Genomic DNA, 21692 nt, shown 5'->3' with positions numbered 1-21692 from the left:
CGGTGGCGGCGGGTTCAGCTGGGGACACGGGGAGCTCCGGTTCGATATGTGCGGCACCGAGTCAAGGTGCCTGAATGGGGTAATCGCCCCCAGTCTAAAGGGTGGGCAATTCGCGGGTAGGCCGGGGCGCGCTGCGCGCGGGCGGGTGGCGGCGGTCCTAGGCTGACCTCATGCCAGACCCCGGGGAGAGCGCGCAGCAGTCCGGTGACAGCTACCGGTTGCGCCTCACGCTGCGCAAGCCGCGCATCGCGCTGTGGTGGAACGTGCGGCCGACCGTGGTGATCGACGGCTTGGGGCATCCAGCCCAATGGGGCACCGGAACCTGGCAGGTCACCCGCGACCGCACCGGTGCCGCGGGTGCGAGCATCGGCGTCTACCTGTTCAACCGGGTGTGGCGGTTCGGGGCAGCGCAGCTCGACCTCGACGGGTACCCGGAGGATGTCGAGTACGTCGCCCCCGTGCTGCCGTTCCTGCCAGGACGGCTGCGGCAGGCCTAGTCGGCGCGCAGCTCGCTCGAGCGCGGTCGGGCCGCGTCGGGGGTGAGCCACGGCACGAGCCGCACCAGCACCACCATGCCCACCAGCTCGACCAGGGTCTGGGTCACCACTGCCAATGGCACCAGGCCGCCCGCGGTGGGCATGGCCAGGGCGAGCGGCAGCACGACGAGCGAGTTGCGGGTCGCGCCGGAGAACATCACGGCACGGGTCGCGGGTAGGTCGAGCCGGGCGACCCGGGCGGCGACGAGACCGAGCGCGACCATCACGGCGAGGAACCCGACGTAGAGCGGCACCACGCGCAGCAGTGCGGCCGCCTCGGCACCGACCGCGGCGACCTGCGATCCGATCACGACGACGAGGGTCAGCATGACGAGGGGCACCATCGCACCCGCCATTGCCGCCTCGACGGCAACGCCCGCCCGGTGGCGGCGCGCGACGGCGTGCACGACGGCCGCGGCCACCAGCGGGGCGACGATGAGCATCAGGAACGCCTGTACGAACGGCCATGGCTCGATCGCGGCGGCGGCGTCGGCTCCCGCGAACAGCAGGAGGTAGGCCGGCAGCAGCACGAGCTGCAGCACCATGAGCAGCGGAGTCGCCGCGAGCAGCCGGTCGCGGGCGCCGCCCGCGAGGCCGGTGAACACGATCACGTAGTCGACGCACGGCGTCAGCAGCACGAGCAGCACACCGATGAGCAGGGCGCGGTCGTCGGCGACGAACCGGGAGAGGCCGAACACCACCGCGGGCACCACCACGAAGTTGACCACGAGCACGGTCGAGAGAAAGTGGATGTCGCGGCTCGCGGCCCGCAACTGCCCGAGCGGCACGGCCAGGAAGGTCGCGAACAGCAGGACCGCGAGCACCGGCGTGACCGATGCCTCGAGGGCCGGTGCCACCGCGGGGGCCGCCAGGCCGACCACGGCGCCCAGCGCGATCGCGGCGAGGTACAGCGCGACCTGGTGGGCCTCCCACCACCGGATCACCCCGCGCACCGTTCCCGTCATACGGCCAGCGTAGGCATGGCGGAGGTGCAGGGCGGGCCGGGCGGGTCGGGGCCACGCGGGCCGGGGCCGGGCGAGGACCGGGCAGGGCGGGCCGGGCGGGTCGTCCGTGCTGCGTAGTCTGGAGGTCCCCGATGAAACGAGAGAACCGTGACCGTTGACGAGACGCTGGACACCATGACCGACGCGTGGGCTGGCCGCCACGGGTTGCGCCGCGATCCGGGGTACTCGGGGCGCACGACCCTGCAGCCGCTGTTCACGGCGACGACCGAGCAGCTCGTCGCCGACGCATCCACCGCTCATCTCGCCGACCAGCTGCTCGTAAACTCGCGCGCATTCAAGGCCATCGGTGCACTGCGCAATTCGGTGATGGTGTCTGCCCCGATCGAGCGCACGCTGCTGCGCCACGTGGGGCCTCCCGCCCGCATCGTCGAGCAGGCCTGGGCGCTCGCCGAGGCTGTCGGGCTGCGCGTGCGCATCGGCAACCCGCTCGACCGGGTCTACGACGAGCGCATCGAGGGCGTGTTCGTGCCCATGGTGTGGTGGGACCCGGAGCGCATCGCGCTGCCGTACGCGCCGCTGGCCTGAGCCGTTCCTGCCGGGCGCCCTAGTTCGCGGGCGTTGGCGCAGCAGGATCGGTTGTTGTCGTGTCTCCAGCCGGCGGAATTGTGGCCTCCGGCGTGGGAGTGGCGGGGGGCGGCGTCGGCGTCGGTTCGATCGTCGGTTCGGGCGTCGGCTCTGGCTCCGGCGTCGGCTCCGGCTCTGGTTCAGGCTCGGGAGTGGGGGTCGGCGCGGGCTGCGGCTGCGGCTGGGGCTGCTGCGTCGGTGCGGGTTCCGGTTCGGGCTCAGGTTCTGGTTCTGGCTCCGGTTCCGGCGTGGGTTCGGGAGTCGGCGTGGGCGTCGGGTCCGGGGTCGTCGAGGGCTCCGGTGTGTCGCTCGGCGAGGAGCTGGGCGCCGGTGCTGGAACGGTCGGCGTCGAATCGTCGTCGGTGTCGCGGGTCGCGAAGACGAAGATGAACGCCACGACGGCGAGGGCGAGGACCGTGCCGACGACGATGAGGGCGATGCGCTGCGCGCGGGTCAACCCGGATTCCGGTGGCACGGCGTTCGCCCCGGTGTTCTCGGTTACGGCGGTGGTCTCGGAGACGAGCGGTGCATCGGCGGGGGCGTCCCAGGCTGGCGGGTTCCAGGTGGAGGCCCGGAGTGCCGGCACGGTGGCGTCGTTGGCGGCGGATGCCCCGACCGCACCGGCGCCGAGCACCCCGGCGGCCCCGGCAGCACCCGCTACCCCGGCGATGCCGGCGGTGCCCGTGGTGTCGGCGAGGTGGTCGTAGCGGTCGGTGAACGGGTCGGTTCCGCTCACGCCGAGGGTGTTGGCCTGGCTGAAGCCGCGCAGCGGCATGATCTCGGTGGCGGCGCCAGCGTCTGCGGCGCCCAGTCCCGGCAGGGCGGGGTCGGCGGGCGGCACGGCCGCGGCAGGGGGCGTGGAGCCGATCGCCTCGGTGGGACTGTCTGCGTCGGTGGCGTCGGAGGCGTCGGTGGGCACGCTGGGCACGTTGGCATCAGCGTCAGCGGCAGCTGTAGCGCCAGCGGCGGCCCCGGTGAATGCGATCGGCGCGGTCGGGTCGACGGGCCTGCGCCCGGTGAGGTCGTTCCAGTCGACGGGAGCGATGCGGTCGACCGGTGCGGTCGGGTCGACCGGGCGGTCGACGGGCACGGCTCGGTCGATCGGCGCGGTGCGGTCGCTGGGCGCGGTGCGGTCGGCTGCGGTGCGGTCGGCCGGGGTGACCGAGTTCAGCGGGGCGGTGCCGTCGACGGGCTCGTCGGGGTCGACCGGGCGCCGTTCCCTTGCAGCGGCGAAGATCTCCATCCAGCTGTCGTCGTCCGACGGCAGGTTCGGGGGCACCTCGCCCGGCAGGTCGGAGTCGCCGGAACGGTCAGAGCCGCCGGAGTCACCGGAGTCACCGGAGTCGGCTGGCAGTTCGGTGTCGTTCGGTGCCTCGTGGTCTCGGTCGCCGCCCGCGGATCCGGACTCGTCGTTCGGGGTATCTCCGCTCACCATGTCTCCAGTATCCCCGGCTGGGCCCGCATACCCGGCCAGACCGCCCCGGAACGGCGTGCCGTGTCGCCTCGCGGGGTCACGGCACCTGGCGGACGAGGGTCACGGTGGCGTGGGTGACGGTTCCCGCCCCGTTGTCGAGGGTCACGGTGAAGTCCTCGGTCACCAGCGAGCAGTCGAATACCAGGCCGTCGTAGCTGCCGTTCGGGTCGACCTCGGCAATGGGCTCCGCCTGGGCGTCGTCCGTGGCCGCGCCGATCCAGGCCTCCGCTGCGCCGTCGCTGGCCCACTCGAAGAACAGCGGAACCGACGACTCCTCGTCTGGGCACTCCACGACGGAGTTGTCCTCGGGCGCGAAGCTCGTGAAGGTGGCGCCCGCGATCGGCGACGGCGTCGGAGTGGGGGTGGGGGTCTCCGACGGGGTCGGCGTCGGCGTCGCGGCGGGGGTCTCGGCGGGCGCCGGCTCCGCGGGGGCCTCCGCCGTGGGGGTCGGCGTCGCCGATGCCTCGGGGGCGGCGACGGTCTCGTCGTCGCGGGTGGTGAAGACCAGCACGAGCACGATGATGGCGGCGGCGATCAGGGTTCCGACGACGATCGCGGCGACGCGCAACCGGCGGTGCGACGTGGGCTCCTCGGGGATCGGCGGCGGCGGGGGAGTCGCGGCAGCGGGTTCGGGGGCCCGGGGTGGCGTGTACGGAACATACGCCTGGGTCGGGGCATCCGACCCCACCGGCGCAGCGGGTGCGACACCCGAGTAGACCAGGCGTGCGGTGGGCATGTCGTCACCGGTCTGTGCGTCCGGCACCTGGTCGACGAGTTCGGTGGGGGTGTCGTTGCCGTTCGGCGTGGGCATGGCCCTGGTGGCATCGTCGGCGGCGGTACCGTCAGCGCCGCTACCGTCACCGTTCGCGCCCTGTGCCGGGTGTCTTTCGGTGGGGGTGTCGTCGCTCATTCGTGCCTCCGCTGGAATCTTGCCGTTCGTGCAAGCCTAGGCGGCGGTGGCAATCATCCTGACGCGCGCGGGGTGGCGGCGCCGCGGGCAGCGGCGATGAGCTCCCGGGTATATGGATGCTGCGGCTGCGAGAACACCGCCTCGACCGGGCCGCGCTCGAGCACCCGCCCGTGCCGCATCACCAGCACGTCGTCGCTCATGTGGCGCACGACGCCGAGGTCGTGGGAGATGAACAGGTAGGCGATGCCGAGCGACCGCTGCAGCTCGTCGAGCAGGTCGAGCACCTGCGCCTGGACGAGGGTGTCGAGGCTCGACACCGGTTCGTCGCACACGATGACGTCGGGCCGCGGGGCGATGGCACGCGCGATCGCGACGCGCTGCTGCTGCCCGCCCGAGAGCAGCCGGGGGCGCCGGGCGATGACGCTCTCCGGCAGGCCCACCATGGCGAGCGTCTCGGCCACCTCCGGCCCCGGTGACCCCGAGCGACCCCCGCTCAGGGCGTCGGCGATGATGCGGCCGACGGTCCAGCGCGGATCGAACGAACTCAGCGCGTCCTGGTAGATCGCGCCGATGCGGGGGCGCCTGCTGCGGCGCTGCGACTCGGCCAGCGCGCTCCACGGGGCGCCGTCGAGCATGACCGTGCCTGCGTCGGGCCGGTCGATGGCCAGCACGATGCGCGCCACCGTGGTCTTGCCCGACCCGGATTCGCCGACCACGCCGAGCGTCTGGCCCCGGCGCAGGGTGAACGACACGTCGTCGACCGCGAGCCGGTCGCCGAACCGGCGAGTGAGGCCATCGGCGCGGATCAGCGCGGGCGCGGTCGCGGGGGCGGTGCCGGTCGCGGGTGCGGTGCCTGGCGCGGGTGCCGCGGTCGACGGTGACGTTGCCCGGGGCTGCGCGGTGGCGTTCGCCGCGGCATCCACCCGGTTCATTTCGACCAGCCGGGAGCCCCTGGGCCGGCCGGCGGGTATCGCCTCGATGAGCTGACGGGTGTATGGATGCCGCGGCGCCCGCAGTACTGCCGCGGTGTCACCCTGCTCGACCACCTGCCCCCGACGCATCACGACGACCCGCGACGCCAGCCGTTCGATCACCGCGAGGTCGTGGCTGACCAGCAGGATCGCCGTTCCCGCCTCGCGCAGCCGCGCGAGGAGGTCGAGGATGCCGGCCTGCACGGTGGAATCCAGCGCGGTCGTCGGCTCGTCGGCGATGAGCAGCCGCGGGCGCAGCGCGATGGCCGACGCGATGATGGCGCGCTGGCGCAGTCCGCCCGACAGCTCGTCGGCGCGCTGCCCCGCCCTGAGCGCCGGTTCTGGCACGCCGACGTCGGTGAGCAGTTCGAGCACGCGATCGGCGCGTTCGCCCGCGCCCATGCTGGTGTGCAGGCGCAGTGCGTCGCCGATCTCGCGGCCGACCGGACGCAGCGGGTCGAGGGCGACGAGCGCGCCCTGCGAGATGAAGCCGATGTCCCGGCCGCGCAGTGCCTGCGCGCGGCGGGCCGACATGCGCAGGAGGTCGACGTCGTCGAAGCGCAGTCCGGTCGCGTCGACGCGGGAGCCCGCGCCGGCGAGGCCGAGCAGGGAACGCGCGGTGACGCTCTTGCCCGACCCCGATTCGCCGACCAGGCCGACGCACTCGCCCTCGCCGATCGAGAACGACAGGTCGGCGACGACCGGGTCGGCGGCGCCGAAGCGCACCGATAGGCCCGACACCTCGAGCAGGGCGGTCACGACCGCCTGCTCCTGGCCTGGATGCTGCGGCCGAGCAGGGTGGTGGCGACGGCGCTGATCACGATGAAGAGACCGGGAAAGAACGTCATCCACCAGAAGCTCGTGATGTAGGTGCGGCCGGCGGAGAGCATCGCGCCCCACTCTGCGGTGGGGGGTGCAGCGCCGAGACCGAGGTAGCTGAGCGACGACGCCCACACGATGGACTGCCCGATGCCGAGGGTGACGAGCACGAACAGGGTCGCGGCGACGTTGGGCAGCAGGTGCCGGGTGATGCGCCAGGCCCGACCGCGCCCGAGTACGGTCGCCGCCTCGAGGTAGGGCGAGCGGCGGGCGACGAGCACCTGGCTGCGGATGATGCGCGCGTACCCGGGGGCGGTCGAGAGGCCGACCGCGATGGTGGAGGTCACGATGCCAGGGCCGTAGACGACGATGAACAGCAGGGCGAACAGCAGGCCGGGAAAGGCGAACAGCACCTCGAGTAGCCGGGTGGTGCCGAAGTCGAGCCAGCGCGGGCCGAGGCCGGCGAGCAGGCCGAATACCAGGGCGAGCCCGACGCCGATGGCCGTGGCGGAGACGCCGATGAGCAGCGACGGGCCGGCGCCGTGCACCACGCGGGTGAGGATGTCGCGACCCGACTCGTCGGTTCCGAACGGGTGCGCGAGCGACGGTGCCTGAAAGCTGGCGGAGGGGTCGATGGCGAGCGGGTCGCCGGGGGCGACGAGGCCGGGGAACAGGGCGGCGATGGCGAGCACCGCGAGCACGGTGGCGGAGGCGGCCATGGTGACGGTCGGGCGCGGCATCCATCGTCGACGGCCCCTGGCGGCGGTGCCTGGCCCACCCCGCGTGGCGGGGGTCGGCGACGCGGCCGGGGTGGTGGTGGCTGTCAGGCCGTCGGTCGGGGGGAGGAGCGTCATCGGGCTTCCTCGCGCAGTCGGGGATCGACGAGCCGGTCGGCGAGGTCGGTGAGGGTGGTGACGATCATGTAGACGATGGCGACGGAGATGACGATGCCGGTGACCAGGGGCACGTCGCGGCCCTGCACGGCGCTGAGCAGGCTGCGGCCGATGCCGGGCCGCGCGAAGATCGTCTCGACGACCACGGCGCCGCTGATGAGGGCGCCGAATGCCCAGCCGGCGAGGCCGATCGCGGGGATGGCCGCGTGGCGGAGGGCGTGCCGCCAGAACACGCCGCTGTCACCCTCGCCGCGCGCCCGTGCCGCGAGTACGAAGGGGGAGGAGAGCGCGGTGAGCAGCGACTCGCGCATGACCTGGCCGAGGAAACCCGACAGGGGCAGCGCGAGGGTGACGACGGGGAGTACCAGGCCGAGCGGGCCGGGAACGCTCACCGGGGGCAACCAGCCGAGGGTCGAGCTGAACAGCAGGATGAGCGAGATGGCGAGCCAGAAGTGCGGTACCGCAGCCGCGACGATCTCGAGCAGGGAGGTGACGGCGCCGGCGGCGCGGCCCCCACGGGCCGACCAGACCGCGAGAGCGAGCGCGATGACGCTCGCGAGGGCGAGCGACGCGACCGCGAGGGTGAGGGTGCCGCCGACGTTCTCGCCGATCACCGTCGTCACGTCGTCGCGCAGCGCGTAGGAGCGCCCCAGGTCACCGCGCAGCAGCCTGCCGAGGTACTGCAGGTACTGGACGGGAAGCGGCTGGTCGAGGCCGTAGTCGGCCCGGGCCTCAGCGAGGGCCTCGTCGCTGGCCTGCGACCCCGGGCCTCCCACGATCGCCTCTGCCGGGTCGCCCGGGATCAGCCGGATGGCGAAGAACGTGACGGTCGCGACGGCCCAGACCACGAACACCGCCCCGCCGAGCCGGAGGAGAAGCCACCGCAGGGCGGGCAGCCGGGTGCGCGGCCGCCCCGCCCCGCCCGGCCGCGCCGTGGGGTGCGCGGTCGGGGTCAGCGACCCAGCCATGCGTCGTACAGCGCGGGCGTCGACACGGTGGGCAGCGCGCGCATTCCCTGCACGTCGGTGGAGTGCAGGTAGTGGTTCTGCTGGTCGTAGAGCGGCAGGATGTAGAACCCCTCGAGCACGCGCTGCTGCACCTCGGCGTAGAGCTCGGCGCGTTCACCGGCATCGGAGGTCGCGCTGGCCTGCGCGAGGAGGGCGTCGACCTCCGGGTCCTTCACCTGCGCGTGGTTGGCGAAGTAGCCGCTCGGCGCGGGCACCGTTCCCGAGGTGTCGAACAGGATGCGCAGCACGTCGGCGCCGACCTTCGTATAGGGGGCGCTCACCAGGTCGTAGTCGTTCTCGCCCAGTGCTGCGTACCAGCTGGCGAGGTCGAGTGGTTCGAGGTCCACGCGAAAGCCGGTCTCGGCGGCGGTCGACTGCAGCTGCTCGAACAGCGACTGCTCGGCGGGGATGGACTGGTTGGTGCTGACCGGGAAGGTCAGGGCGAGCGTCTCGCCGTCCTTGGTGCGATAGCCGTCGGCGTCGCGGCCGGTCCAGCCCGCCTCGTCGAGCAGGTCGTTCGCGGCATCGGGATCGTATTCGAAGAGGCTCTCGTCGGAGACACCGAGCGTCTCGACGCTCGACAGGGCCGAGTACGAGCGCTCCGCGGTGCCGAAGAACAGGCTCGACACCGCGTCGTCGACGTTCGCCGAGCGGATGAACGCCTCGCGCACGAGGATGTCGTCGAACGGGGTGACGCTCGAGTTCAGTTCGAGGCGGTTGGAGGCGCCGGGACGGGGCGCGTCGATGTGGTCGATGGCGTCGTCGTCCTCGGCGGCCACGATGGTGTCGGGTTGCACGTTGTCGATCACGTCGACGGTGCCGGACTGCAGCGCGGCGTAGCGGGATGCGGAGTCGGGGATGAAGCGCCATTCGATGCCGTCGAGGTAGGCGGCCCCGGTGTGGGCGGCGTCGGCGGGCGGCGAGCTGTAGTCGTCGTTGCGCGAGAGCGTCACCGACTCCTGCCTGTCCCACGCCTCGACCATGAACGGGCCGGTGCCGACCGGTGCCTCGCAGTTCTCCTCCTGGGTGCGCTCGAGGGCGGTCGGCGACTGGATGGCGAGCCAGGTCTGCGAGAGGGAGTCGAGCAGGCCGCTGTCGGGCGACGACAGGGTGATGCGCGCGGTGAGCTCGTCGACCTCCTCGACGCCGGTGACCTTGGCGAGCGCGAGGTAGCCGGTCGACGATGCGGTGGCCGGATCCTGCACGTGGGCGACGTTCGCGGCGACGGCAGCCGAGGTGAGGGGGGTGCCGTCGGTGAAGGTCACGCCCTCCTTGAGCGTGAACTCCCAGCTGAGGCCGTCGTCTGACACCTGCCAGGAGTCGGCGAGCCAGGGGATGACCTCGCCGTCGGTGTCCTTCGACACCAGTGACTCGAGGTACTGCGTCGCGATGAGCGCCTGCGGGTAGTTGCCGCCGACGTGCGGGTCGAGGCAGGTGGGTTCGGCGTCACCGGTCGCATAGACCAGGGTTCCACCCGTGACGGGGTCACCGGACGCTGGGGTGGCTTCGGCGGTGCAGCCGACGAGCAGCGCCGCGGCCGCGGTCGTGGCGAGCAGGGAGGTGAGGCGACGGTGCACGACAGGTCTTTCTCGAGATTGCTAATATTGGACTCAGTTCACTATTAGATCACGGGGGATGCTGGATGAAGCCCGCTGGAGCAGGTCGCCCCCGCCTGTCGTCGCGCCAGATGCTGCAGTCCGCCGCGGAGGAGCTGTTCTTCGAGAAGGGCTACGCCGCCACCACCGTCGACGACATCACCCGCAGGGCGGGCGTCGGCCGGTCGACGTTCTTCAACTACTTCCCGGCCAAGAGCGACCTGCTGTGGGTCGAACTGGATGCCGCGATCGACCGCCTCGCAGACGAGCTCGCCGCGGTTCCGCCCGGCGCCGCCCCGCTCGCCGCGGTGCGTGACGCCGCCCTGCGGGTGGCCGCCGACATCGGCCTGAACGACGTGCCCCTGGCCCTCACCCAGGACGACGTGATGGGCACCCGCGAGGAGACCCGCAGCTCGGGCCTCGCGCGCCTCGCCCTGCGCTCCGACGTGATCGCGGGGTTCCTCGCCCGCCAGTGCGGCGGGCGACCAGACGACCTCGCGGTGCTGGCCGCGGCGAACGCGCTCTCCGGCGCCATCTCGGCGGCGTGGACGGCGTGGGCGCGCGAGGGGATCGGACGCGGGCCACTGCTCGACTACATGACCGCCGCCATCGACATCGTGTCGCGGGGCCTCGAGGAGTCGCTGGTCTAGGTGCCCCTGTCGCTACGGTGCGGTGGTCAGCACCGGCAGCCGCACCGCAACGGTGGTTCCGACCGAGATCTCGGAGGTCACCGCGATCTCGCCGTCGTGCGCCTCGATGAGGCTGCGCACGATCGCGAGGCCTAGTCCGGTGCCAGGGGTCGCGGCGGCGGTGGCGTTCGAGGCGCGGAAGAACCGGGTGAACAGCTGCGGGAGCTCGCCCTCGGGGATGCCCATGCCGGTGTCGGTCACCCGCACGACGGCGACCGGAAGGCCGGTGTGCTCGTGCTCGATCGCGATGCTCACCTGAACAGAACCCGCCGACGGGGTGAATTTGACGGCGTTGTCGGTGATGTTGGTGAATGCCCGCTCGAGCTGCATCTCGTCGCCGAACACCACCGGGAGGTGCTCGTCGTGGGGCTGCACCTCCACGCCGAGCGCGACGCCGCTGCCCGCCGCGAACGGCTGGATGGCCTCGATGACCCGGGAGATCAGCTTGTCGAGGTGGATGGGCACCGCGGTCGCGGACGGGATACCGGCTTCGAGGCGCGACATCGTGAGCATGTCGTCGACGAGGCCCTGCAGCCGGGTGACGTTGTGCCGCACCACGCCGAGCATGGCGGCCGCGTCTTCTGGGATGTCGCCGCCGTCGCCGTCGAGCGTGATCTCGAGGTAGCCGGCCACCGAGGTGAGGGGGGTGCGCAGTTCGTGGTTGAGCGTCGCCATCATCTCGCTCTTGGCCCGGTCGAGGTCGCCGAGTCGCTTCACGAGCTGCTCCTGGCCGGCGATGAGCCTGCCCTGCATGATGCCGTACGCGAGGTTCTGCGCGACGTGGCTGGTGAGCGACGCCTCGAGCGGCGCCCACTTCCGGGTCTCATCCACGGTGGCGACGATGATGACCCCGAGCACGGACCCCAGGTCGCCGACCGGGAACGCCGCGACGGAGCGCAGGTGGTGCACTCGTGCCCATTCCGCCAGCTGACCCCCGGGAGCGTCGGCGGGAAAGGCGTCGACGTTCTCGATGAGCAGCGTGGTGTGCTTCTCCCAGAGTCGCGTCGCGACCTGCTTGGCCTTCTCGTGGTCGAAGATCGGCCGGTTCTCCTCGTCGCCGACGTGGGTCGGGTATGCCGCGCTCATCGGCGGCACTCCCTCCTCGTAGAAGGTGGTGAACCACACCCGGTCGACGCCGAGGGTCTCGCCGAGGCCGGCGACCATCGCCTCGGTCATCGCATCGGGCTCATTGGTTGAGCGGATGTCGGTGGAGATGTGCCGGAACGCCTCGCGCAGGGCCTCGGCCGCCGCACGCTTCTCTGCCGCGGCGTGGGTGCGGCTCACCAGGGCGAGTGCCCGGCGTGCCACCTCGCGCGGGCAGGCGGGGATGCTGACCCAGTCGGAATTCTCTCCATCGGTGACGGATGCCGCGGCATCCGTCTGCGCCAGGTCGACGAGGTAGATCACCGGAACCCCCATCGGCTCGACTGGGCTGCCAGCGCCGTCGGCGACGATCAGGTCGGCGCCGGTCTCGCGCAGGAAGCGCTCGGCTTCGGGTCCGGAGGTGACCCGGGTGATGGCGAAGCCGGCCTCCACGAGCGCGGGCGCGATGTCGGTGCCCGCACGGCACCCGACCGGCGCGTCGGTCACGAGCATCGCCGACCACGGGCGATCTCGCTCGGTGGTTCGGGGTGCGACCTCAGCCGGCGACGACATGGCGGTCTCCTCTCGCGGTGAGCCAGGCGCCGAGTTCGTCAGCGGGAACGGGGTGGAGCAGGTAGAAGCCCTGGGCGACGTCGCATCCATAGCCGACCAGCTTCTCGTAGGACTGCCGGTCTTCCACGCCCTCGGCGACCATGGTGATGCCGAGGTTGTGGGCCAGGTCGATCGTCGACGACACGAGGGTGGCCGAGCGGGAATCGTCGGTCATGGGAATCACGAACGACTTGTCGAGCTTGAGCTCGTCGATCGGCAGGTCGCGGAGGTAGCTCAGCGAGTTGTACCCGGTGCCGAAGTCGTCGACGGCGATGCGGACGCCCGCGGTGCTGAGCAGCTGCAGGATGTCGCGGGCCGTTGCCTGATCGGTGAGGATCGACTCCTCCGTGATCTCGACGACCAGCGCCTGTGCGGGAAGGTCCCGGTCTGCCAGCATGCGGATGATGGTCGGTGCGAGGTGCCGGTCGGCGAGGGACGTGCCGGAGAAATTGACGGCGACGGTCATCTCACAGCCCTGCGCGCGCCAGGTCGCGACCTGGTCGAGCGCCTTCTGGAGAACGACCCTGGTGAGCCGGGGCATCAGCCCGAGCTCCTCCATGTCGGGGAGGAACGCCGCGGGTGGCAGTAACCCGCGGGTCGGGTGCATCCATCGCACCAGCGCCTCGACGCCGGTGACGGAGTCCGTGCCCAGGTCGATCTTCGGCTGGTAGTGCAGCAGCAGTTCGTTCTCGCGGAACGCGCGCTGCAGCTCCTGCGAGGTGCGCAGCCGGGATTCACCGTCGTCGTCTTCGTCGTGGAACACGCGGTGTCCGGACTGGGTCGTCTTCGCCCGGTACATCGCGAGGTCCGCGCGCCTGAGCAGTTCGCTGAGGTCGGCTCCGTGGTCGGGTGACAGCGCGATGCCGATGCTGGCGCGAACGTGGAGGGTGACCCCATCCAGGTCGAGGGGTTCCGAGAGCGCCGCCTGCAGTTTCGACGCCACCGCGGTCGCGTCAGCGCGGTCGGCATCGTCGAGCAGCACGGCGAACTCGTCGCCGCCGAGCCGCGCGATCAGGTCGCTGCCCCGGAGGGATGCGGTGAGCCGCTCGCTGAGCGCCACGAGCAACCGGTCGCCCATGTCGTGGCCGTAGTTGTCGTTGACTTCCTTGAACTTGTCGAGGTCGATCAGGAGCAGGGCAGTGGCGGGAGCGGCCGTCGACTCCCGGGTGGAGCGCAGTCGCGGGGGAGCGTCCGCGATCAGTGCCCGGCGGTTCAGGAGCCCGGTGAGGTGGTCGGTCCGCGCTTCGTCGTGCAGCACGCCCTGACGGAGGATGAGGGGGAGTGCCGCGGTGCCCACGGTCAACACCGCGAGCACCGTGGTGACCAGCGGGAGATTGGCGAGGGTGCCCAGGACGAGCACGGACAGACCCGCGATGACCGCGATCGCCGGCCAGAACACGGCGGCCTTGCGCGGTGCAGGGTGGTGGGGCCGGTCGCCATGCAGGGCGCCCTCGGCCCATACCGCGATCAGCAGGAACCCGACACCGCCCCCGGCGCTGATCGGGGAGCCGACCGGGTAGCCCCCCTGGAGCACGGCGAGCATGAAGGCCAGGTCGGAGATGGCGAGCACGCCGATACCGGCGAGCAGGGCCTGCCACCGTCTGCCGATATCCACCTGGGGCGACGCGGAGATCGCCACGATGGCGATGATGAAGAGCATGTTGAAGATCGGGTAGGCGAGGCCCACGACCGGAGCCACGTCCCTGGCCTCCTCGGTGCCATTCTCGATGCCGGTCTCCACGGCGCTGGCGATCACCGCCGCACAGACGGTCGCCGCCCCGAGTCCCGCCACGACGCTGTCGAGAACGGCCCATCTGCCGGGTCCTCGCGAATGCCGCCGGACGAGCACTGCGACCGCCCCGAGGATGAGGGGGTAGTTGGTCAGGTACACGATGTCGACGATGAGCGGAACCGAGTCGACCTCCGAGAGGGTCTCGACCCCCTGGATCCAGGCGGAGACGATGTAGTAGGTCCTCACCGTCGCCCACATGGTGGCAGCGAGGGCGACGAGGAGCACATCCATGCGCCGGAATCGCGTGCGGTAGGCCACCAGCCACAGGAACAGCAGCAGCACGGTCTGGGTGACGAAGGGAATGACCGTTTCGATGACGATGCCGCCGGGGTTGCCGGGGAGCATCAGCACGGTCACGCGAATGAGCACCAGCAGTGCTGTCGCCGAGACGAGTACGCGCGACACACGATCGCCGAGAACGCCGCGCAGTTGCTCGCTTGCGGTCATCACACCCCTATCCCCGTGCTCAGCGTATGCGGCGGCGCACTATCGCATCCCCGGTTTGTACCCCCATTTCGGGCGCGATGGCGCACTGGGGCGGGCGCCCGATCTGGCGCCCGTCGCGCCCTCCTGCTACGCATGATGTTCGCCTCGATGCCATAGGGTGCGTCGCATGAGTTCGACGCCTCTCGCCCGACGACTCGGGCTGGGCGACGCGGTTGTCATCGGACTCGGCTCGATGATCGGTGCCGGCGTGTTCGCCGCCCTGGCCCCCGCTGCGCAGGCCGCGGGCGGCGCCCTGCTGTGGGGGCTCGCGATCGCCGCGGTCGTGGCGTTCTGCAATGCAACGTCGTCTGCGCAGCTCGCAGCCGCGATGCCCCGCGCCGGCGGAACCTACCTGTACGGGCGGGAGCGCCTCGGCCCGTGGTGGGGCTTCGCCGCGGGGTGGAGCTTCGTGATCGGCAAGACCGCGAGCTGTGCGGCGATGGCCATGACGTTCGCCGCCTACGTCGCGCCCGCGGGCTGGGAGCGCCCGATCGCTGTGGCAGCGGTGATCGGCGTGGCGACCGTCGGCTACCGCGGCGTCACCCGAACCGCCAGGGTCACCCGCGTCATCGTGGTCATCGTTCTGGCGGTGCTCGCGCTCGTGGTGGTCGCGGGGGCCTCGACGCCATCGCGGTCCTGGTCGTGGTCGACCGACACCGGCGACGCGGGACTCTACGGGGTACTGCAGTCCGCCGGCATCCTGTTCTTCGCCTTCGCCGGCTACGCGCGCATCGCGACCATGGGCGAGGAGGTGCGCGACCCCGCCCGTGTCATCCCGCGCGCCATCGTGATCGCCCTGGCCGGCGCGATGGTCGTCTACGCGGTCATCGCGACCACGGCGCTCGTATCGCTCGGACCGCCCGCGCTCGCGGCATCCACCGAACCGCTGGCCGACGTGGTCACCACCCGCGGCTGGGACTGGGCGGTGCCGGTGGTCATGTTCGGTGCGGGTGCCGCCACCCTCGGTGCGCTGCTCGGCCTCGTCGCCGGCATCGGCCGCACCGGTCTCGCCATGGCCAGGGAGAGCGACCTGCCGCGCTGGCTCGACGCGGTGCACCCGCGGTTCTCGACCCCGCATCGTGCGGAGGCGACCCTCGCCGTCGTGGTGTGCGCCATCGTGCTCACCGTCGACCTGCGCGACGCCATCGCCTTCTCGTCATTCGGCGTGCTGCTCTACTACCTGGTCGCCAACATCGCCGCCCTGACCCAGGGGATGCCGGAGCGCCGGTACCCCCGCGCGCTCGCCGTCACCGGGGCCATCGGGTGCGTGACCCTCGTCGCCACCCTGCCGGCCCAGGCCATCGCCGTCGGCATCGCCGTGCTGCTGGTCGGGGTGCTCGGCCGGGCCGTCGTTCTGCGCAGGCGGCCGCGCGCTCCGTGAGAGTGCTCTCATGCCCGCGGGTGCCGCGCGGCGGCGAGACATACTGGGATCATGCGCGAGTCGGCCAGAATTCGCCGGGCCCTGCCGCGGTGGTCGGTGCGGTCGCGGATCCTGGCCTCCATCCTGCTCGTCACGGCGATCGGCATGACCGTCGCCGGTGCGACCGCCTACCTGCTGCAGCGGGAGCGCGCCCTGGCCGAGATCGACGACCGGCTGCTCTCCCGCGTCGAATCCGCGCGGTTCGTCGTGACGGGCGACGCCCCCGTCACCGACAGCGAGGGCACGGTCGCGGCGACCGCTGACGACGTGCAGTACGCCTCGACCACCGAGGCCTTGCGCGGTGTGCTCGCGCGGGTGACCCCGCGGCTGAACGAGAGCTCGCTGGGCATCATCGACGGGGTTCCCGCGATCATCCCGGGGTTCCCGCTCGACTTCCACCTCGAAGACGACCCCGAGTTCATCGAGCGGGTGGTCGACGAGACCAGCGACGGATCGGTGCGCATCGGCACCGCGCTCTCGGCGATCGGGCACCTGCGCTACGTGGCGACCCCGATCGCGCTGGAGGGCGACACGGAGACCGCCATCTACGTGACCGCGGTCGACCTCGACGTCGAACTGCAGCAGCTCAACACCGGCTTCGCCACCTACGCCGCGGTGGCGACTGCCGCGCTCATCGCGATCGGCTCCGTCGGCTGGTTCGTGGCGGGCCGGCTGCTCCGCCCCATCCGGCAACTGCGTGCCGCGGCATCCCGCATCACCGTCAACCAGCTGCACGAGCGCATCGCCGTGCACGGGCGGGACGACGTCTCCGACCTGGCGGTCACCGTGAACGACATGCTCGAGCGGCTCGACACCGCGGTGACCAGCCAGCGGCAGCTGCTCGACGACGTGCGGCACGAACTCAAGACGCCGATCACCATCGTGCGGGGCCACCTCGAGCTGGTCGACTCGGCCAACGTCGCCGACGTCGAGGCCACCAGGGCGCTCGCCCTCGATGAGCTGGACCGGATGACGCGGCTCGTCGACGACATCGAATCCCTCGCCGAGACGGCCACCGCCGCGCCCGCCCGCATCCAGACCGACGTGGCCGACCTCACCACCGAAGTCTTCGCGAAGGCGTCGGTGCTGCCCGACCACCGGTGGGTGCTCAGCGCGATCGCGCACCGCACGATGCCCCTCGACCCGTGGCGCATCACGCAGGCGTGGCTCCAGCTCGTCGACAACGCCGCGAAGTACTCGCCGGAGGGCACGGTGATCGAGATCGGCAGCACCGAAGTCGACTCCGCGGTCGAATTCTGGGTCTCCGACAGCGGCCCCGGCATTCCGCGCGGATCGGAGGAGCGCATCTTCGAGCGGTTCGGCCGCGTCGACGCGAGCCGCGGCATCCGCGGATCCGGCCTCGGCCTGCCCATCGTCAAGGCCATCGCCGCCTCGCACGGCGGGGACGTGAGCCTCGCCACGACGAGCACGGGGTCGCGGTTCGCCATCGTGATCCCCATCGACGACTCCGACCCCCCGCCCGAGATCGAGACCGAGAACCGAGACCAGCCATGAACCGGATCACCGCATGAACCGCATCCTGATCGCCGAGGACGAAGACCGCATCTCGGGGTTCGTCGAGAAGGGCCTCCGTGCCGCCGGGTACACGTCGACGGTGGTGACCACCGGTGCCGAAGCGCTCGACCAGGCGCTGAGCGGCGCGCACGACCTCCTGCTGCTCGACATCGGGCTGCCGGGAATCGACGGGTTCGAGGTGCTGCGCCGCGTGCGGCAGCGCGACACGGCGCTGCCCGTGATCATGCTCACCGCGCGCACCACGGTCGGCGACACCGTGGCCGGCCTCGACGGGGGAGCGAACGACTACATTCCGAAGCCGTTCAAGTTCGACGAGTTGCTCGCCCGTATCCGGCTGCGCCTGCGGGATGCTGGCCAGATCGTGTCGTCGACGCTCACGCACGACGACCTCAGCCTCGACATGCTCACGCGCCGGGCCACGGTGGCGGGTCGCAGCGTCGACCTCTCGGCGCGGGAGTTCGCGCTCGCCGAGGAGTTCCTGCGGCACCCGGAACAGGTGCTCAGCCGGGAGCAGCTGCTCAGCCGGGTGTGGGGATACGACTTCGACCCAGGGTCGAACGTGGTCGACGTCTACGTGCGCTACCTGCGGGGCAAGTTCGGCGCCGACCGCATCGAGACGCTGCGCGGCATGGGGTACCGGCTGCGCTGAGCCGCCTCCCAGCGCAGCCGGTGGTTCGGGGCTACCCGTTCGATGGCGGGGACGACACCGATGCGGCAGAGGCGGGCGACGCGGGTGACGCGGGTGACGCCGCGCCGTAGGCGCTGCTGACGGCGACCGGCGCCGGCTGCACGGGCTCGACCGCGACCGGGGGCGCGGGAGCCGGTACGGGTGCGGGTGCGGGTGCTGGCGCGGGCGCCGTCGTCGCCGAGCCGGGCGTCGAGGCCGACGGGGTGCCGGACGGGGTGGATGCCGACGGGGTGCCGGACGGGTTCGCCGCTCGGCTCTCGTCGAACGGGGTCACCGGCGATGGCGCGTTGTAGTCGGGGGTGCTGTCCGACGGCACGCCGGCCGAGGTGGCCGAGCCCAGCCCGCCCTGCCGCAGCACGGGCGACTCGTTGGAGCGGTCGCCGACCGAGGTGATGCTGGCGATGCCGGTGTCGCGGCCGGTGCTGTCGACCAGGGTCATGGCGTTGGCGCTCGCGAGGGCGCCCCCTCCGAGCAGGCCGAAGCCGAGTGCCGATGCGGCGCCGACGGCGGTCCACTTCTTGCGTGAGTCCATGGTGCGAATCCTCTTTCAGTCCGTGTCGTCCCTGGGGCGGGACCGTCTGTACTCCCATGGTGCGAGCACCGCATGAGACGGGGACTATACGGCGGTGAGAGGTCTCTCATGCTGTCGGATCGCGACGAGTTCGGTGGCGAGGGCGATTGCGCGGGCCACCGGAATCGTGCCGGAGAGGGCGTGCCCGAGCAGCTGGGTCGCCGCGATCGCCGTTGCGCGGTCGGCGAGGCCCGGTTCCCGGTGACCGGGCCACCGCGCCTGCAGGCGCGCCGCGAGACGGGTGGCCGCGCCGGCGTCGCGTGCGTCGCCCTGGTCGAGGCGGTGCTGCGCGAGGGCGTGGCAGTGCGCCCAGAGCGCGGCGCAGTCGTCGGCCGGATCGCCGGTGCCGCTGGTGTCGATGTCGAGCACCCCGGTGATGCGGTGCGGCTGGGCCGGGTCGACGAAGAGCTGCGCCAGGTGCAGGTCGCCGTGCACGGTGACGTTCGGGGTCGGGTCGCCCCCGCGCCGGTACAGCGCCTCGATCGACGCGCCGAGGTCGCGGATGCCAGCCGACCCGGCCAGCCACTCCGCCCTGCCCAGGTACCAGTCGAGGCGGCTGACCAGCGACGGGCGGGCGGGGGCATCGCTCGGGATGATGCCGATCCGCGTGGTGATGGCGTGGATCGCGTCGATGGTCGTTTCGATCGCGGCGTCGTCTGCGGCGATCGCCCCGACCACCGATGCGGCCTCGACCCCGGCGAGCGGGGACATCGCCACCAGCCCCTCCGGCGAGAAGGCGAGTACCTCGGGCACCGGCAGGCCGCATGACGCCCAGCCGGCATGCGCGTCGGCGATCAGCGCGGCGGAGGCGGGTCGCACGATCTTGAGGTAGAACGTGCCGGATGCCGTCGTCATGCGCACCACGGCCCGCTTGCCCGGCCGGTACGTGGCGACCTCGAGGGTGAGGTCGGTGGCGTCGAGGGAGAGCCGCGCGAGGAGGGCGGCCGCGGCTGCGGGGAACACCGAGGCGGGGAGCGCGGGCAGCTCGGGGTCGGCGGGGTACAGCCAGACGGCGACGACCGACCCGGTGTCGTCGTCGCGCAGGTGCAGCACCCCGGCACGATCCGTGCTGCGCGGGTCGGTCTCGAGGTACACCGTCTCGGAGCGCCGGGTGCCGTCCGCCGCCTCGAGCACGACCTCGTGCCCGCTGATGATCCCGCCAGCGCCCGGCTCCACCTGCACGGTGCGCGCCTCGACGAGGCTGTGGCCGATCGACTCCGCCACCGCGAGCAGGATGTCGCCGGTGCCGTCAGTCGTCATCGTCGTCGTCGACGTCGTCATCCCCGTCGTCGTCATCGAAGTCGTCGTCGTCGAGGTTCACCGGCGGCGGTGCCTGCACGGGAGCCGGTGCCGGCGCGGGGGCCTGGGTGGGGGCCGGGGCGGGTGCGGGCTCCGCGGGCGCGGGTGCCGCAGGTTCGGCCGGCACCGCGGGATCGACCGGATCCGCCGGTTCGGCAGGCAGTTCTGCACCGTCGGGCGGTTCGGACCCGGAGGGGGGAACGGGGGTGACCACGATCGGGTCGACGTCCTGCACCTGCCCCTCCCGGTCGATGGGAACCATGGCGAGCACGAGGGAGACACCGCCGACGCCGACGAGCACGCCGACGACCAGTGCCGCCAGCATCGTGATCATGGTGCGGCGCATTTATCTATCCTGCCCCGCGCCGTCCCACGCGTGGTGAAGATGAGAGCTATCTCACGTGCGCCGGAACGGGAGGCCGGCCCACCGAGTCGGCTACCATTGCAGCAACGACACCGATCCGGCCATCACCGGGGAGTCTTCGGAAGAACAGGGGCCGCGAGGCTCCCCAGTAGACCCGAACGGGGCTGGCCCGTCATCGCCAACGAACAAGCGGCCACCCTCCGGGGCGGCAAGCGGGGTGGTACCGCGATGGATGCCCGATCGGGCAGTCGTCGTCCTCGTACAGCAGAGCGTCTCGCGCTCACCGTCTGTCCAGGAGAGAAATGACCTACCCCAAGGGATCGAATCCCGCGGATGGCTCGCCCCGCACCGTGTCCCCGTCGCCGAGCTTCCCCGGCATCGAGAACGGCATCCTCGCGTTCTGGAAGGGCGACGACACGTTCCGCGCCTCCATCGAGCAGCGCGAGGGCAGCCCGGAGTGGACCTTCTACGACGGCCCCCCATTCGCCAACGGCCTCCCGCACTACGGCCACCTGCTCACCGGGTACGCCAAGGACCTGTTCCCGCGCTTCCAGACCATGCGCGGCCTCCAGGTGCACCGCCGCTTCGGCTGGGACACCCACGGCCTGCCCGCCGAGCTCGAGGCGATGCGCCAGCTGGGCATCACCGAGAAGCACCAGATCGACGAGATGGGCATCGCGGCGTTCAACACCGTCGCCCGCGAGTCGGTGCTGAAGTACACCGGCGAGTGGCAGGACTACGTCACCCGGCAGGCGCGCTGGGTCGACTTCGAGAACGACTACAAGACCCTCGACGTGAACTTCATGGAGTCGGTCATCTGGGCGTTCAAGCAGCTGCACGACAAGGGCCTCGCCTACGAGGGCTTCAGGGTGCTGCCGTACTGCTGGCACGACCAGACGCCGCTGTCGAACCACGAGCTGCGCATGGACGACGACGTCTACAAGATGCGCCAGGACCAGACCGTCACGGTCTCGTTCCCGCTCGACGGGGCGAAGGCCGAGGCCCTCGGGCTCACCGGCGTGCGGGCCCTCGCCTGGACCACCACCCCGTGGACCCTCCCCACCAACATGGCGCTCGCCGTCGGGCCCGACATCGACTACGCCGTGCTGCCCAGCGGCCCGCTCGGCGCCGGGGACGGCTCTGCCGAGGGCGTCGCGTCCTACCTGCTCGCCTCCGACACCGTCGGCGCGTACGCCAAGGACCTCGGCTACGAGACGCCGGCCGACGCGGTCGCGGCGGTCGTCGCATCCATCCCCGGCCGCGACCTCGAGGGGGTCACCTACGACCGCCTCTGGGACTACTACGCCGACACCGAGGTCTGGGGCACCGAGAACGCCTGGCAGATCCTCGTCGCCGAC

At 71.7% G+C, this 21692-nt stretch carries 19 protein-coding genes; 7 read left to right on the top strand and 12 right to left on the bottom strand.

Annotated features, from left to right (window positions below; all coding sequences use genetic code 11):
• Positions 1–170: 170 nt before the first annotated feature.
• Positions 171–497, top strand: a complete 327-nt coding sequence (locus tag G5S38_RS10060) for a hypothetical protein (protein WP_165068034.1) — start codon at positions 171–173, stop codon at positions 495–497.
• Here the strand turns inward: G5S38_RS10060 and G5S38_RS10055 are convergent.
• Positions 494–1501 (bottom strand): bile acid:sodium symporter, encoded by a 1008-nt coding sequence (locus G5S38_RS10055; protein WP_165068031.1) that lies wholly within the window; start codon positions 1499–1501, stop codon positions 494–496. The two genes, G5S38_RS10060 and G5S38_RS10055, sit on opposite strands and share 4 nt — an antisense overlap.
• Positions 1502–1648: 147 nt before the next feature.
• Here G5S38_RS10055 and G5S38_RS10050 point away from each other — a divergent pair, with 147 nt between their 5' ends.
• Positions 1649–2086, top strand: a complete 438-nt coding sequence (locus tag G5S38_RS10050; RefSeq protein ID WP_165068029.1) for a hypothetical protein — start codon at positions 1649–1651, stop codon at positions 2084–2086.
• 19 nt (positions 2087–2105) lie between these two features.
• On the opposite strand, the gene G5S38_RS15565 is transcribed toward G5S38_RS10050, so the two are convergent.
• The 6 genes from G5S38_RS15565 to G5S38_RS10020 form a co-directional block, all read right to left on the bottom strand.
• The gene (locus G5S38_RS15565) at positions 2106–3560 is read right to left on the bottom strand and encodes a hypothetical protein (RefSeq protein WP_201276655.1); all 1455 of its coding nucleotides are present in this window, start codon (positions 3558–3560) and stop codon (positions 2106–2108) included.
• Between the two features lie 76 nt (positions 3561–3636).
• Positions 3637–4509 carry a hypothetical protein gene (locus tag G5S38_RS15560; protein WP_201276654.1) on the bottom strand — a complete coding sequence of 291 codons (873 nt, stop codon included), beginning with the start codon at positions 4507–4509 and terminating at the stop codon, positions 3637–3639.
• Between the two features lie 53 nt (positions 4510–4562).
• Entirely contained in the window at positions 4563–6239 is a 1677-nt protein-coding gene (locus G5S38_RS10035) for a dipeptide ABC transporter ATP-binding protein (RefSeq protein WP_201276653.1), read from the bottom strand.
• Positions 6236–7153: an ABC transporter permease gene (locus tag G5S38_RS10030; protein WP_407943840.1), complete on the bottom strand. Its 918-nt coding sequence runs from the start codon at positions 7151–7153 to the stop codon at positions 6236–6238. Before G5S38_RS10030 ends, G5S38_RS10035 begins: the two co-directional genes overlap by 4 nt.
• A complete protein-coding gene (locus G5S38_RS10025; protein WP_165068027.1) occupies positions 7150–8160 on the bottom strand; it encodes an ABC transporter permease in 1011 nt (336 codons plus the stop codon). The genes G5S38_RS10030 and G5S38_RS10025 overlap by 4 nt, the downstream gene beginning before the upstream one ends.
• The gene (locus tag G5S38_RS10020) at positions 8145–9776 is read right to left on the bottom strand and encodes an ABC transporter substrate-binding protein (protein WP_165068023.1); all 1632 of its coding nucleotides are present in this window, start codon (positions 9774–9776) and stop codon (positions 8145–8147) included. Before G5S38_RS10020 ends, G5S38_RS10025 begins: the two co-directional genes overlap by 16 nt.
• 65 nt (positions 9777–9841) lie before the next feature.
• Here G5S38_RS10020 and G5S38_RS10015 point away from each other — a divergent pair, with 65 nt between their 5' ends.
• Positions 9842–10444, top strand: a complete 603-nt coding sequence (locus G5S38_RS10015) for a TetR family transcriptional regulator (protein ID WP_165068021.1) — start codon at positions 9842–9844, stop codon at positions 10442–10444.
• A 12-nt stretch (positions 10445–10456) separates the two neighbouring features.
• On the opposite strand, the gene G5S38_RS10010 is transcribed toward G5S38_RS10015, so the two are convergent.
• Both G5S38_RS10010 and G5S38_RS10005 read right to left on the bottom strand, forming a co-directional pair.
• Positions 10457–12139, bottom strand: coding sequence for a sensor histidine kinase (locus G5S38_RS10010; RefSeq protein ID WP_165068019.1), 1683 nt, complete (start codon positions 12137–12139; stop codon positions 10457–10459).
• Positions 12123–14417, bottom strand: coding sequence for a putative bifunctional diguanylate cyclase/phosphodiesterase (locus G5S38_RS10005; RefSeq protein ID WP_165068016.1), 2295 nt, complete (start codon positions 14415–14417; stop codon positions 12123–12125). The genes G5S38_RS10010 and G5S38_RS10005 overlap by 17 nt, the downstream gene beginning before the upstream one ends.
• 166 nt (positions 14418–14583) lie before the next feature.
• On the opposite strand from G5S38_RS10005, the gene G5S38_RS10000 reads away from it, so the two are divergent.
• From G5S38_RS10000 to G5S38_RS09990, 3 genes are read left to right on the top strand one after another with little or no spacing between them, the layout of a single operon-like run.
• Complete coding sequence (locus G5S38_RS10000) at positions 14584–15837, top strand: APC family permease (RefSeq protein ID WP_165068014.1); 1254 nt, start codon at positions 14584–14586, stop codon at positions 15835–15837.
• 51 nt (positions 15838–15888) lie between these two features.
• Positions 15889–17391 (top strand): sensor histidine kinase, encoded by a 1503-nt coding sequence (locus G5S38_RS09995; protein WP_165068010.1) that lies wholly within the window; start codon positions 15889–15891, stop codon positions 17389–17391.
• A gap of 13 nt (positions 17392–17404) precedes the next feature.
• Positions 17405–18061, top strand: a complete 657-nt coding sequence (locus G5S38_RS09990; protein WP_165068008.1) for a response regulator transcription factor — start codon at positions 17405–17407, stop codon at positions 18059–18061.
• 31 nt (positions 18062–18092) lie between these two features.
• Here the strand turns inward: G5S38_RS09990 and G5S38_RS09985 are convergent, their stop codons facing one another.
• The 3 genes from G5S38_RS09985 to G5S38_RS15555 form a co-directional block, all read right to left on the bottom strand.
• Positions 18093–18632, bottom strand: a complete 540-nt coding sequence (locus tag G5S38_RS09985; protein ID WP_165068005.1) for a hypothetical protein — start codon at positions 18630–18632, stop codon at positions 18093–18095.
• 84 nt (positions 18633–18716) lie between these two features.
• Complete coding sequence (locus tag G5S38_RS09980; protein WP_165068002.1) at positions 18717–19967, bottom strand: phosphotransferase family protein; 1251 nt, start codon at positions 19965–19967, stop codon at positions 18717–18719.
• Entirely contained in the window at positions 19921–20316 is a 396-nt protein-coding gene (locus G5S38_RS15555; RefSeq protein ID WP_201276652.1) for a hypothetical protein, read from the bottom strand. Before G5S38_RS15555 ends, G5S38_RS09980 begins: the two co-directional genes overlap by 47 nt.
• Positions 20317–20636: 320 nt before the next feature.
• Here G5S38_RS15555 and G5S38_RS09970 point away from each other — a divergent pair.
• Positions 20637–21692 (top strand): class I tRNA ligase family protein (locus G5S38_RS09970; protein WP_165067999.1); only part of this gene is annotated, 1056 nt, incomplete at its 3' end.

The sequence above is a fragment of the Marisediminicola senii genome, assembly GCF_011057645.1.
GTDB classification, from domain to species: Bacteria; Actinomycetota; Actinomycetes; order Actinomycetales; family Microbacteriaceae; genus Marisediminicola; species Marisediminicola senii.
The sequence above is the reverse complement of the archived record's forward strand: the minus strand, read 5'-3'. Positions and strand labels throughout refer to the sequence as shown.